General features: G+C 71.0%; 9 protein-coding genes. 3 read left to right on the top strand and 6 right to left on the bottom strand.

All coding sequences use genetic code 11. The features are described from left to right. Positions 1-60 precede the first annotated feature (60 nt). Entirely contained in the window at positions 61-1,182 is a 1,122-nt protein-coding gene (gene pheS, locus OG984_RS07305) for a phenylalanine--tRNA ligase subunit alpha (RefSeq protein WP_328530929.1), read from the top strand. Next, positions 1,179-3,674, top strand: a complete 2,496-nt coding sequence (pheT, locus tag OG984_RS07300) for a phenylalanine--tRNA ligase subunit beta (protein ID WP_328530928.1) — start codon at positions 1,179-1,181, stop codon at positions 3,672-3,674. The genes pheS and pheT overlap by 4 nt, the downstream gene beginning before the upstream one ends. A 71-nt stretch (positions 3,675-3,745) precedes the next feature. Here the strand turns inward: pheT and OG984_RS07295 are convergent, their stop codons facing one another. Then, positions 3,746-5,959, bottom strand: coding sequence for an acyltransferase family protein (locus tag OG984_RS07295; protein WP_328530927.1), 2,214 nt, complete (start codon positions 5,957-5,959; stop codon positions 3,746-3,748). 61 nt (positions 5,960-6,020) lie between these two features. Further along, on the bottom strand, positions 6,021-7,049 hold the full coding sequence (locus OG984_RS07290; protein ID WP_328530926.1) for a threonine aldolase family protein: 1,029 nt from the start codon (positions 7,047-7,049) through the stop codon (positions 6,021-6,023). A gap of 91 nt (positions 7,050-7,140) precedes the next feature. Between OG984_RS07290 and OG984_RS07285 the strand changes: the two genes are divergently transcribed. Further along, entirely contained in the window at positions 7,141-10,128 is a 2,988-nt protein-coding gene (locus OG984_RS07285; RefSeq protein ID WP_328530925.1) for an ATP-binding protein, read from the top strand. On the opposite strand, the gene OG984_RS07280 is transcribed toward OG984_RS07285, so the two are convergent. From OG984_RS07280 to OG984_RS07265, 4 genes are all read right to left on the bottom strand, one after another. Then, a complete protein-coding gene (locus OG984_RS07280) occupies positions 10,125-10,943 on the bottom strand; it encodes an ABC transporter permease (protein ID WP_328530924.1) in 819 nt (272 codons plus the stop codon). The two genes, OG984_RS07285 and OG984_RS07280, sit on opposite strands and share 4 nt — an antisense overlap. A 1-nt stretch (position 10,944) precedes the next feature. Then, a complete protein-coding gene (locus OG984_RS07275) occupies positions 10,945-11,958 on the bottom strand; it encodes an ATP-binding cassette domain-containing protein (RefSeq protein ID WP_328530923.1) in 1,014 nt (337 codons plus the stop codon). A 67-nt stretch (positions 11,959-12,025) separates the two neighbouring features. Then, positions 12,026-12,580 carry a TIGR00730 family Rossman fold protein gene (locus OG984_RS07270; protein WP_328530922.1) on the bottom strand — a complete coding sequence of 185 codons (555 nt, stop codon included), beginning with the start codon at positions 12,578-12,580 and terminating at the stop codon, positions 12,026-12,028. Positions 12,581-12,590: 10 nt separating this feature from the next. After that, entirely contained in the window at positions 12,591-13,418 is an 828-nt protein-coding gene (locus OG984_RS07265) for a maleylpyruvate isomerase family mycothiol-dependent enzyme (protein WP_328530921.1), read from the bottom strand. Positions 13,419-13,491 lie beyond the last annotated feature (73 nt).

The following is a 13,491-nucleotide window of genomic DNA, read 5'->3' as shown; positions in this document are numbered from 1 at the left end:
GAGGTTCCTAGACTGTCGTTCATTCATGACAACTGAGTCATCAGACGACGAAAGCCAGTGATGTCCGGTCCCAACACCGACTATGACCCGGTAGAGGTCACCCCCTTGAAGGCTGAGGAGGTCGAGGCCGCGCGCGATGCTGCGCTGGTGGCCATCGACGCCGCGAACAGTCTCGAGGAGCTCAAGCAGACACGGCTCGACCACGCCGGCGACCGTTCGCCGCTGGCCCTGGCCAACCGCGAGATCGGCGCACTGCCTCCGGCGGCTCGCAAGGAGGCCGGCCAGCGGGTCGGCAAGGCACGCGGGGCGGTCAACCAGGCGCTCGCGGCGCGGCAGAAGGTGCTCGAGGCCGAGCACGAGGCGCGGATGCTGGTCGAGGAGACCGTCGACGTGACGCTCCCGACCGACCGGGTCCCGGCCGGCGGACGACACCCGCTCACCACGGGCGCCGAATACATCGCCGACATCTTCGTGGCGATGGGTTGGGAGGTCGCCGAGGGCCCGCTCATCGAGGCCGAGTGGCTCAACTTCGACGCGCTCAACCTGGGGCCGGACCACCCTGCTCGCACCATGCAGGACACCTTCTGGACCGAGCCGGCCGAGAACCACGTGGTCCTCCGGACCCACACCAGCCCCGTCCAGGCGCGCACGATGCTGACCCGCGAGGCGCCGATCTACGTGGTGTGCCCCGGCCGCGTCTTCCGCACCGACGAGTACGACGCGACCCACTCGCCGATGTTCCACCAGGTCGAGGGGCTGGCCATCGACGAGGGCATCTCGATGGCGAACCTGAAGGGCACCCTGGACCACTTCGCCACCCAGATGTTCGGCGAGGGCATCGTGACCCGGTTCCGGCCGTCGTACTTCCCCTTCACCGAGCCCTCGGCCGAGGTCGACCTGACCTGCTTCGTCTGCCGTGGCGCGCAGGTCGTCGACGCCGGGGACGGTCAGCTCGTCACCTGCCGCACCTGCAAGGGCGAGGGCTGGATCGAGTGGGGCGGCTGCGGGATCGTGAACCCGCGCGTCCTGGTGGCGTGCGGCGTCGACCCGGAGAAATACAGCGGCTTCGCGTTCGGGATGGGCATCGACCGCACCCTGATGTTCCGCACCGGCCTGTCCGACCTGCGCACCCTCTTCGAGGGTGACGTCCGGCTTACTACTGCTTTCGGGAGTGAACTGTGAAGGCCCCCCTCTCCTGGATCAAGGAGTACGTCGACCTGCCCGCCGAGCTCGGCATCGAGGAGATCACCGACCGGCTGACCGCGCTCGGCCTCAAGCTGGAGGCGATCGAGACCTCCGGTGCGGGCATCGAGGGCCCGCTCGTGGTGGGCCAGGTCCTCACCGCCGAGAAAGAGCCGCAGAAGAACGGCAAGGTCATCAACTGGTGCTCCGTCGACGTCGGTGACGCCAACGGCACCGGTGAACCGCAGGGCATCGTCTGCGGCGCGCACAACTTCGTGCCCGGCGACAAGGTCGTCGTGATCCTGCCCGGCGGCGTGCTGCCCGGCAACTTCCAGATCTCGGCACGGAAGACCTACGGCCACATGTCGGCCGGGATGATCTGCTCCGCCCGTGAGCTCGGGCTGGGGGAGGAGGCCGACGGCATCATCGTCCTCCCTGCCGACGCTCCCGCGCCCGGGACCGACGCGCGCGAGGTGCTCGGGCTCGGCGAGGAGATCATCGAGTTCGAGATCAACCCCGACCGCGCCTACGCGCTCTCGATGCGTGGCGTCGCGCGCGACGCGGCGCTCGGTTTCGACGTACCGTTCCACGACCCGGCTCAGCGGGACACGCCGATGGCCAACGACGCCGGCTACCCGGTCGAGATCGAGGACACCGACGGGTGCGATTTCTTCGTCGCCCGCACCATCACCGGCTTCGACCCGGCCGCCCCGACGCCCGACTTCATCAGGAAGCGGCTCGAGGCCGTCGGGGTGCGGTCGATCTCCCTGGCCGTCGATGTGACCAACTATGTGATGTTCGAGCTCGGCCAGCCGATCCACGCCTACGACCGCGCCAAGCTTCAGGGCCCGATCGTGGTCCGCCGTGCGAACGCGGGCGAGAAGCTGGAGACGCTCGACGGGACGGTCCGTGTTCTCGACCCCGAGGACCTGGTCGTCTGCGACGACTCCGGCCCGATCGGCCTGGGCGGGGTGATGGGCGGCGCCACGACCGAGGTCTCCGAGTCCACCACCGACCTGCTCATCGAGGTCGCCCACTGGGAGCCGCGCTCGATGTTCCGCACCGGGCGCCGTCACAAGCTGACCTCCGAGGCCGGCAAGCGCAACGAGCGCGGCACCGACCGGCTGCTCCCGCCGGTCTCGGCCCAGCGCGTGGTCGAGCTGCTCGTGGAGCACGGCGGCGGCGTGGTCGAGGAGGGCGTGACCGCGGTCGGCCCCACCGCCTCCCCGGCCACGCGCGCGCCGCTCACGGAGATCACCATCGCCACCGACCTGCCGGCCCGGATCATCGGTATCGACGTGTCCGTCGAGACGGTCGTGAAGTCGCTGGAGCTGGTCGGCTGTCAGGTGAGCGTCGAGGGTGACTCGCTGACCGCGAAGGTGCCGACCTACCGGACCGACCTGGTCGATCCCTACGACCTGATCGAGGAGGTCGCCCGCATCGTCGGCTACGACAAGGTCCCCTCGGTGCTGCCGCGCCGGGCGACCGGCCGTGGCCTGACCCGCGCCCAGCAGCTGCGCCGCCGGATCGGGCGGGCGCTGGCCGGTGCCGGGTTGGTGGAGGTCGTCGACTTCCCGTTCGTGGGTGAGGCCGACTTCGATCGCCTCGGACTGGCCGCCGACGACGTCCGTCGCCACACCGTCAAGCTGGCCAACCCGCTCAGCAGCGAGGAGCCCGGCTACACGACGACCCTTCTGCCCGGGCTGTTGAAGGTGGCTGCCCGCAACGTCTCGCGAGGTCAGGACGGGGTCTCCCTGTTCGAGACCGCCACGGTCGCGTTCCCGGTGGACCAGGCCGCGCCGATCTACGGCGTCGACCGGCGCCCGTCGGCCGAAGAGCTCGACAAGCTCCTCGCCGCGATCCCGCGCCAGCCGCTGCACCTCGCCGTCGTCCTCGCCGGGGAGCGTACGCGGGGAGGCTGGTGGGGCTCGGCGGAGACCGCTTCGTGGGCCGACGCCATCGACGTCGTCCGCCGCCTGGGCGCCGAGCTCGGGGTCGCGGTCGAGGTCGCCTCGGCGACGCGGGCGCCGTGGCACCCGGGTCGCTGCGCGGTCGTCTCCGTCGACGGCGTCGAGTTCGGCCACGCCGGTGAGCTGCACCCGAACGTGTGTAAGGCGTTCGGGCTGCCGGCCCGCTCGGCCGCGGTCGAGATCGACCTCGACTTCCTGATCTCGAAGGTGCCCGCCACCGCTGCCGGCCCGGTCTTCTCGACCATGCCGGTGGCCAAGGAGGACGTCGCGCTGACCGTGTCGACCGACGTCACCGTCGCAGCCGTCGAGGCGGCCCTGCGCGAGGGTGCCGGCGAGCTGCTGGAGACCGTGCGGCTCTTCGACGTCTACGAGGGCGACCAGGTCGGCGAGGGCAAGAAGTCGCTCGCCTTCGCGCTCCGCTTCCGCGCTGCCGACCGCACGCTGAAGGCCGAGGAGACCGCGGCCGCTCGTGACGCGGCGGTCGCGAAGGCGGCCGAGCTGACCGGCGCCGTCCAGCGCTGAGGATCGCCTGAACCACAGAGGGCCGCTCGCGAGTCGTCGCGAGCGGCCCTCCTGGTCTGTCTACGTACGTGCTATCCGTGGGTGCGCAGGCCCATCCGGCGGGACAGCGGCTCGACCAGCTGGGGCGCGTACTGGTGCGACATGTGGGTGCCGTCGTAGTGGGTGATGGTGTCGCCGACGACGGCGGGGCAGGAGCCGTCCCAGCAGAAGTAGGAGCTCATGTCGACGACGTCGACGCCGACCTCCTCGGCTGCGCGGGTCTGGACGTCGATCGAGGCCTCACGGTCCTCGTCCGCGTTCATCAGGCAGTCGCCCAGGGTGGCGCCGGGCCGGGACAGGCAGGTCCCGGCGTTGGCGTCGAAGCCCTGGATGTCGCGGATCAGCACCGTACGTCGTGTGTGCCTGTCCACGCGGCGCAGGAAGTCGGTGTAGGCGGGGTGCATGAGCTCGTCGATCCGGTGGCGCTCACCGACCCAGGCGCCGCCCTCGTCGTAGACCCCCTGGATGGGCGGGGCGGTGGAGACGACCGTCAGGTCGGGGTCGAGGCGCTTGTACTGCTTGAAGGCCCACCGGTTGAAGTCGTCGCACTCGGTGTAGGGGTCCTTCTCGCCGCCGCGGTCGGTCGTGATGGAGGCGGACACGCAGCGGTTCTTCACCAGGAAGTAGGCCTTGAAGCCGTGCTGCTTCGCGATCCGGTCGAGCGTCGGGACCCAGTGCAGGGCGTGGGAGTTGCCGAAGACCACCATCGTCCGGTCGCCGTCGGGGTCGCCGTCGACGCACAGGTCGCGCTCGCTGTCGTCGGTGTAGTCGCACCGGGTCCGGTGCGGCTTGAGGGAGTCGAGCTCGGTCAGCTCGGGCCGGAGCTCGGTCGGCACCGGCGTGTCGTCCCGGGCAGCCAGGACCGAGGCGCGCACCAGCGCCTCCTGCTCGTCGAGCGACGGATCGGCCGCGGGGGCGTCGGCCAGCGTGACCGCCGGCTGGTAGGAGCCGCGGGTGGCCTCGAAGTCGGCGTAGACGGTGCCCCCGAACGCGATCGTGGCCACGAGCCCGATGCTGATCGGGTAGAAGGTCAGCGCGCGCCTGGTCGGCCGCCAGACCGCTCCCTCGCGGAAGGGCGCCTCGACGAGCCGGAAGGAGGCGTACGCCAGGACGAACGCCCCCGCGACGGCCAGGCCGCGCTCGGGCCAGCTGAGCTCGCGCTGCAGGACGATCTCGGGCAGCACCAGGAGCGGCCAGTGCCACAGGTAGAGCGAGAAGGACCAGTCACCGATCGCCCGCATCGGCGGGATCGACAGCAGCCGGGCGCCGAGTGTCGTGTCCCCGGACGGTGTGGCGCCGGCGAGGATCACGGCCGCGGAGCCGAGCACCGGAAGTGCCGCCAGATAGCCGGGGAACGGGGTGGCCTCGTCGTAGGCCAGGCAGGCGAGGACGATTGCGGCGAGGCCGCCGAGGACGAGGATCTCGCGGGCCGAGCGGGCCCAGCGGGCCGCGGAGAGCTGCTGCATCACCCGGCCGCTGGTGACCAGGATCGCCAGTGCCGCGCCGATCCCGAGCTCCCACGCGCGGGTGAGCGAGGAGAAGTAGGCCGCGGTCGCCTCGCCGGGCGTGTGGACGATCGACCAGGTCAGGCTCGCGAGAGTGATCAGCGCGATCGCGGCCAGCAGGAACCGGCGAGCTCGTGCCGAGCCCTGATGGATGTCACCGTCACCACGCCGGGAGGCGATCCTGCTCGCCAGGACGATGCAGATCACCGCGACGAGCGGCCAGACGAGGTAGAACTGCTCCTCGACCGCGAGCGACCAGAAGTGCTGGACCGGTGAGGGCGGCAGCTCGGCCTGGAAGTAGTCGGTCCCGGAGATCGCCATCCGGATGTTGGCGGCGAACGCCGAGGCCCAGACGGCGTCGACGGCGAGCGGGGCCACCTGGGCCGGGCCCAGGAGGAGGACCGCGGCCACCACGGTGGCCGCCAGCGTGAACGTGGCGGCCGGGAGGATCCGCCGGGCCCGGCGGGCGTAGAAGCGTCTCAGCGATATCCGACCGGTGCGGCCGAGCTCACCGACGAGCTGCTGGGTGATCAGGAAGCCCGAGATGACGAAGAAGACGTCGACGCCGACGAAGCCACCGGCGAACCACGACACGCCCGCATGGGCGGCGAGAACTGTCAGGATGGCGACGGCACGTAACCCCTGGACGTCGCCACGCAGCCGCTTCGCCGGCGCGGGGGCAGGCTGGGTCGAAACGGTCGTGCTGGAGGAAAGGTGGGGGACCTGGAGGTCGTGAGACATAGGCGGCAGAGGTTACCGAGTTCACCCCCTGGATTCACAGATTTCGCCTCTCGGCCACGTCTCAGCCGGCGTTGGCCTCGAGGAGGCTCAGCACGGTGCGGACGTCGTCGCTCGTGGTCTGCCACGACGTCACGAACCGGACCTGGCCGTCGAGCCGGTGGAAGAGCACCCCGGCGGCGTCCAGGCGGTCGGCGGTTTCCTCCGGAAGATCGACCCAGGCCAGGTTGGCGTCGACGGAGTTGGTGATGCGTACGCCTGCCTTCAGGAGGCCCTCGGCGAGCTCGGCCATCCGCTCGTTGGCGTTGCGGGCGTTGTGGAGCCAGAGGTCGTCGGTGAGATAGGCCAGCAGCTGGGCCGACTGGTAGCGCATCTTCGAGGTGACGTGGCCGCTGCGCTTGGTGCGGAAGACCAGCTCGTCGGCGGGGGCGTCGGTGAAGCAGACGATCGCCTCGGCCGAGAGGGCGCCGTTCTTGGTCGCGCCCAGGGAGAGTACGTCGACACCGGCTCGCCAGGTGAGGTCGGCCGGGGTGGCGCCGGTGGCCACGACGGCGTTGGCGAAGCGGGCGCCGTCGAGGTGCACCCGCAGGTCGCGGGTCTTGGCGATCGCGGTGAGCTCGGCGATCTCCGCGACCGAGTAGACCGTCCCGTAGTCGGACGGTGAGGTCAGCGAGAGGACGGCGGGCTGGGAGTGGTGCGGGTCGCCCCAACGTACGCCGTCCAGGTGGGCCTGTAGCGCCTCGGGCGCCACCTTGTAGTCCTGGCCCGCGATGCCCGTCATCACCGCGCCGCCGCTGAGGAACGAGGTGGCACCTCCCTCGCTGCCGAGGATGTGCGCGGTCTCGTGGCACACGACCGAGCCCCACGGCGGGGTCATCGCGGAGAGCGAGAGGGCGTTGGCGGCGGTGCCGCTCAGGACCGGGAAGACACGGGCGGTGGGGTGCTCGAAGACCTCGCGTACCCGGCTCTCCAGCGCAGCGGTCACCTCGTCACCTCCGTAGGCGAGCGCGGAGCCGGAGTTGACGGCGGCCATCGCCTCCAGGATCGCGGGGGAGACGGAGGCGGCGTTGTCAGAGCGCAGTTCGACGGTCACGGTCCTATTCTCGCCATGACGGCTCCACTTGTACGAGGGAGGGCCGAAATCCCGTACGTACGCGATATATCGCTATGACAGAATGGCGGCTGTGACGACGCTGAGTGTGCTGGACGAGGTCACCTGGGCGGGTGCGCCGGTGGCCGGCGAGCGAACCAGGGCGCTGCTGCGCGCGCTGGTCGAGGCCGGTCCCCGAGGGGCCTCCGAGGCTGCTCTGGTCGAGGAGATCTGGGGGAGCGACGACGTCCCGGCCAACCCCGCCAAGGCGCTCCAGGTGGTCGTTTCCCGAGCCCGGACAGCGACCGCGTCCGGCGCGATCGAGCGTACGCCGCGTGGCTACCGCCTCGGCCTCGAGGCCGCCGAGGTCGACGCCTGGTCGCTGCGGCCGCAGGCGCTGCGACTGGCTGCGGAGAAGCGCTATGCGGAGGCGCTGCCGCTCCTCGAGCGGCTCGACCGGATCGATCCCGACGAGGATGTCACCGAGGCGATCCTCCGGGCGGTCGCCGCGGTGCACGGTGTGCCGGCGGCGCTGGAGCGGTTCGCGGCGTACCGGTCCGGGCTGGCCGACGGCCTCGGTGTCGACCCGAGCCCGCGGCTGCGGGCGGTCCATGCCGAGCTGCTCGCGCGGGACCGCCCGGTGCGTTCAGGGCTGCGCCACGACGCCGACGTGCTGATCGGCCGCGAGCAGGACACCGCTGAGGTCTCCGCCCTGCTGAAGGGCTCACGAGTCGTCACGATCCTCGGGCCTGGCGGTCTGGGCAAGACCAGCCTGGCCCAGGTGATCGCCCACGATGCCGAGCAGCCGGTGGTCCACTTCGTCGAGCTGGTCGGCGTGACCGCGCCCGACGACCTGGTCAGCGAGGTGGGATCAGCGCTCGGCGTGCGCGACTCGGTCGCCCGCCGCGACCGGCTCACTCCGGAGCAGCGGGCCGACGTGCGGTCGAGGATCGCGCAGCAGCTCGACGGAGCGCCGACCCTGCTCGTGCTCGACAACTGCGAGCACATCGTGGCCGCCGTCGCGGATCTGACCGCCTTCCTGGTCGCGACGGTGCGCGACCTGACGGTCCTGACGACCTCCCGGAGCCCGCTCGCCATCGGCGCGGAGCGGGTCTACCCGCTCGGCCGGCTGGGAGCGTACGACGGCAGTGAGCTGTTCCGGCGCCGAGCGGTCGCCGCCCGTCCCGGCGTCCACCTCGACGAGGGCCGCGTCGACGAGATCGTCACCCGGCTCGACGGGCTGCCGCTGGCGATCGAGCTGGCCGCGGTCAAGGTCCGGGCGATGTCGGTGGCCGACATCGCCCGGCGGCTGGAGAACCGGTTCGAGCTGCTGCGCGGTGGCGACCGCAACGCCCCCGACCGTCACCAGACCCTGGTCGCGGTCATCGACTGGTCCTGGAACCTGCTCTCCGAGCGCGAGCGGCGGGCGATGCGCTGGCTCTCGGTCTTCCACGACGGTTTCACGCTCGCGGCCGCCGAGGCGATGCTCGGCACCGATGCGTTCGCGGCGATCGAGGAGCTGGTCGACCAGTCCCTGCTGACGGTCGTCGAGGCACCGCTCGGGTTCCGCTACCGGATGCTCGAGACCGTTCGTGAGTTCGGCCGGATGCAGCTCATCGACGCCGGCGAGGACGACGCCGCCCGGGCCGCCCAGCGAGCCTGGGCCACGGCGTACGCGGACTCGGGTGCGGGCCGGATCTACTCGCCGGAGCAGTTCGACGCCATGGACGAGCTGCGGGCGGAGGAGAGCAACCTCGCCGACATCCTGCGCCAGGTCCTGGCCGACGACGAGGCCGAGTCCGTGATCCGCCTCTTCTGCGCGCTGGGCGTCTTCTGGACGATCGCGGGAGAGCACCAGCGCGTGATCATGCTGGCCGGGCCCGTCGCCGACCTCCTCGCCGAGTGGGAGCCGCCTGCCGAGATGCTGGAGAAGACCCGCCTCGTCCTGGCCCTGCTGCTCTTCGGCGCGGCCGTCACCGGCGGGTCCGGGCTGGAGCGGCTGATGGGGATCCTCGACCGGGTCGGCACCGACGCCGCCGACCCGCAGCTCAGGGTGATGCTGAAGGTCATGCAGGCGATGGCGGCGACGGTCGCCCGCGCCGGCGAGCCCGGCCGTCCGCTGGAGGGCGAGCTGACCGACCTGATCGACGATCCCGACCCGGAGGTGCGCGCCCGTGCCTACACCTTCCTCAGCCACGAGCGGGAGAACCTCGGCGATCCCGAGGGCGCGCTCGCCGCGGGGACGGAGGCGCTGCGGCTGACCGGCGCCGAGGGAGGACCCTGGCCGCGCGCCATGCTGCACGCCCAGCTCAGCGGTCTCCACGCCCAGCTCGGCCGACTCGGCGCGGCCGCTCACCATGCCCGCGAGGCCGTCCCCGTCCTGCGCCGACTCGGCGCCGACGACGACCTCGTCCAGACCCGCGCGATCCTGGTGACGTACGCGGTGGAGCAGGGGCGCCTCGAGGAGGCCGCCGAGATCCTCGCCGAGCTCTCCGAGGAGCAGCCTCGCGGTGGCTTCGGCTCCCGGGGCGCCGTCCACGGCGCCCGGGCGCAGGTCCTGCTCGCCCAGGGACGGGTCGGAGAGGGGTTGGCACTGTTCCGCGAGGTGGTGGCGACGATGGGCGAGCTGCCGTTCCCGGGATTCAACGACGACCCCGACCTCGTCCCGTGGCGGGTCGCGGCCGAGGCCGTCACCGTGGTCGGCTGTGCACGCCACGGCGACGGGGCCGACGGCGCCGATCTCTTCGGCGTGCTGATGGAGAAGGCGCCCCGCCTGGTCTCCCGGGAGCGCCGGTCCCAGGACTATCCCGTGACCGGCATGATGCTCCTCGCGCTGGGCGTCTGGGGTCTTCTGCGGGACGCGCTGCCGCGCGAGGAGTCGGTGCGGCTGCTGGTGCTGGCCGACCGGTTCGGCTACTCCCGGTCCTTCCTCGACATGCGCTGGGAGCTCGCCGTCGCCGACGCGGCGCGGCTCGCGCCGGGCGTACTCGACCGGGTCTCGGCCGAGTACGGCGATCGCCGCGGGCTCGCCCTGCTGGACGAGGCCCGCGGCGTCATCGCGCGGCTGGGCTCGACGGCCTAGAGCTTCTTGCTGTAGCTCCACACCGAGAGCGGCGCGAAGACCGCGACCACCGCGGCGCACCCGACGAGCGCCCAGACGACGCTCAGGGTGAGGTCCCCGGCGTTCATCAGGTCGCGGGTGGCGTTGATGACCAGCGTGACCGGGTTGACGGCGACGAAGTGCTGCAACCAGACCGGCATGGTCTCCTTCGGTACGAACGCGGGGGAGAGGAAGGTCAGCGGGAACATGATCATCATGCCCAGACCCTGCACTCCGCCCGCGGTCTTCAGGACCGTGCCGAGCCAGGTGAAGATCCAGCTCAGCGACCAGCCGGCGAAGATGGTCAGCGCCCAGCCGGCGAGCACTCCGCCGACGCCGCCGCCGGGCCGGTAGCCCATGAGCAGGCCGACCAGGACCGTCAGCGTCGCCGCGATCCCGTAGCGGAGCAGGTCCGCCACGGCGGGTCCGGCCAGCGGCGCGATCCGGGCGATCGGGAGCGCCTTGAACCGGTCGAAGACGCCCTTGTCCATGTCCTCGCGCAGCTGGGTGCCGCGAGCCATCGAGGCGGTCAGCGCGGTCTGGGCCAGGATGCCGGTGATGATGGTCGGCAGGTAGGCCTTCACGTCACCGGAGATCGCGCCGCCGAAGATGTAGGCGAACATCGCGGTGAACAGCAGCGGCTGGATCGTCACGTCGAAGAACTGCTCGGGGTTGCGCATCATCTTGATGTACGCCCGGCGCGCCATGGTCAGCGTCTGGCTGATCGTCTCGCCCACGCCCGGGTGGGCCTTGAGCGGACGGTCGGCCACGGCGTACGTGGAGATCAGTGCAGCCATCTCAGGCCACCTCCTCGGTGCGGATGTCGGTGCGGGCGTCGGTGCGGGCGTCGTCAGGGTTCTCGGAGCTCTCGGTGCCGTGGCCGGTCAGGGCGAGGAAGACCTCGTCGAGGGTCGGCTGCTGCACGTTGGCGGTCGTGATCGAGATGCCTGCGTGGCGAAGGCCGATGAGCACGTCGGCGGCGCGGTCGGCATCGGCCAGCGGTACGTTGACGCCGCCTGCCTCCGGAGTGAGCACGGGGCGGTCGCCGGTGACCTTCTCGACCACGGCCGCGGCGGTGGCGACCTGTGTCTTGTCGCTCAGCCGCAGGTGCAGCGTGGAGTTCCCGACCGAGGTCTTGAGCTGCTCGGAGGTGCCCTCGGCGACCTTGACACCGCGGTCGATGACCGCGATCCGGTCGGCGAGCTGGTCGGCCTCGTCGAGGTACTGCGTGGTCAGCAGGACCGTGGAGCCGCCGGAGACCAACGTACGGATGGTGTCCCACATCTGGCCGCGGGTGCGCGGGTCCAGTCCGGTGGTGGGCTCGTCGAGGAAGATGAGCGGGGGACGGGACAGGAGCGAGGCGGCCAGGTCGAGGCGTCGGCGCATGCCGCCGGAGAACTTCGAGATCTGCCGCTTGGCGGCCTCCTGGAGGCCGAAGGACTCCAGCAGCTCCTCCGAGGCGGCTCGGGCATCCTTGCCGGACATGCCGAGCAGGCGGCCGAAGAGGACCAGGTTCTCGGCGGCGGTGAGGTTCTCGTCGACCGAGGCGTACTGCCCCGTCACGCCGACGAGCTGACGCACCTGGTGGGGGTGCGCCTTGACGTCGACCCCGAAGATCTCCGCCTTGCCGGCGTCGATCGGGAGCAGGGTCGCGAGCATCTTGAGGGTCGTGGTCTTGCCGGCGCCGTTGGGTCCCAGCACGCCGAAGACCTCACCACGGCGGATCTCGAGGTCGATCCCGTCGACCGCGGTGAAGTCTCCGAAGGTCTTGACCAGACCTGTGGCCGATACGGCCAGTTCGGTGGTTGTCATGCTCCCACGGTGAGGGGTGCCGGTTTCAGGTCGCCTTCACCGCGGTTTCACGACCTGCAGGCCGGTTTCAGCGGCCGGCGTCGAGGCGGGCGAGGACGTCGTCGAGGTCCTCGCCGACCACCAGCGACTCGCCGGGGGAGCCGTGCAGGAAGCCGGCCTCGGCGATCCGCTCCATCATCTCCACGAGCGGGTCCCAGAAGCCGTTGATGTTGAGCAGGCCGACGGGCTTGCCGTGCAGCGACAGGGTCTGCCAGGTCCAGACCTCGAAGAGCTCCTCGAGCGTGCCGATCCCGCCCGGGAGGACCAGGAACGCCTCGGCGCGCTCGGCCATGCGCGCCTTGCGCTCGTGCATCGTGTCGACCACGATCGTCTGCATTCCCGGCGCGCCTTCGACGCGACCCCACTCGCGCTCGATCATGAATCGTGGGATCACGCCGAAGACCCTGCCGCCACCGTCGATGGTGCCCTGGGAGATCTGGCCCATCAGGCCGCCGCCGCCCGCGCCGTAGACCAGCTCGATGCCACGCTCGGCGAGCCCCGCGCCGACCTCGTAGGCCTTCTTCCCGAGCGCCGGGTCGCTGCCGTCGCGGGAGCCGAGAAAGACCGCCAGGTGCTTGATCATGCGGCGAAGATTAGTCGTCCGTGATCGCCTGGTTCGTCAACGCGCGGAAGCGCTCGTAGACGTCCTTGTCCCCGGCGACCCTGATGCCATCGTCGTCACGCCGGCGCCAGAGCCAGGCGTCGAGGTCTGCCGCAGGGCCCTCGATGACGACGTCCGGCTCGGTCCCGGACGGGATCTCCCCGGCGGGGACGACGCTGAGGTCGGGCTCGTCCTCGAGCCGGTCGCCGTCGGGGCGCGTGCCGGAGACGACGCCGAGCTGGACCCAGGTCTGGGTGTCGGTGTCGACGGCGTCGACGCGCACGTAGTGGTCGCTGCCGGTGAAGGTCGCCCAGTCGGGCTTGCCGCCGTAGAACACGTCGAGGAGCTCGTCGATCCCGTCCGCGGCGAGCGCGGGGTCGAGCGGTGTCACCGCGCCCGCGGTGAGCTCGGCGTCGAGGCGGTGGATGAGGATCTCGTGGGCCTGCCTGCGGTAGGTGGAGGCGGCGGTGTTGTCCTGAGACCAGGACCAGGTGGGCTCCTCGGGGCCGGTCTGCTCGAGGGTCTTGATGAATCGGGCGTTGAGCTCGTCGAAACGGGCGAGCAGGTCCTGGTAGCTCGCGTCCTCGGGGCGCTCGAGCTCGGTATAGGTCTCTTCGGTCGGCGCCGCGGGACGGCTCTCCAGGACGTACGTCCAGAAGTGCTGCACCTCGGCGGCGACGTGCCACAGCAGGTCGGCGGCGGTCCACTCCGGGGCGGTCGGGACCGGGGCCGCGGGGTCGGTGTCTGCCAGCACGGCACGGAAACGCGCCGACTCCGACCGGATGTGGTCGAGGTAGGCGGTGGGGGTGAGACGAGTCATGGAGGGAACCTTAAGTGGCGGCGCCGACACATTTCCTCTGGGTTTCTCCTTCAGCCGTCTCAGGGGCCGAACA

The sequence above is a fragment of the Nocardioides sp. NBC_00368 genome, assembly GCF_036090055.1.
Lineage (GTDB): Bacteria > Actinomycetota > Actinomycetes > Propionibacteriales > Nocardioidaceae > Nocardioides.
The sequence above is the reverse complement of the archived record's forward strand: the minus strand, read 5'-3'. Positions and strand labels throughout refer to the sequence as shown.

Bases quoted from the DNA above. Each gene is read 5' to 3' on its own strand.
- pheS (WP_328530929.1), top strand. From the start codon at position 61: ATGTCCGGTCCCAACACCGACTATGACCCGGTAGAGGTCACCCCCTTG.
- OG984_RS07295 (WP_328530927.1), bottom strand. From the start codon at position 5,959: ATGTCTCACGACCTCCAGGTCCCCCACCTTTCCTCCAGCACGACCGTT.
- OG984_RS07280 (WP_328530924.1), bottom strand. From the start codon at position 10,943: ATGGCTGCACTGATCTCCACGTACGCCGTGGCCGACCGTCCGCTCAAG.
- OG984_RS07275 (WP_328530923.1), bottom strand. From the start codon at position 11,958: ATGACAACCACCGAACTGGCCGTATCGGCCACAGGTCTGGTCAAGACC.
- OG984_RS07270 (WP_328530922.1), bottom strand. From the start codon at position 12,580: ATGATCAAGCACCTGGCGGTCTTTCTCGGCTCCCGCGACGGCAGCGAC.
- OG984_RS07265 (WP_328530921.1), bottom strand. From the start codon at position 13,418: ATGACTCGTCTCACCCCCACCGCCTACCTCGACCACATCCGGTCGGAG.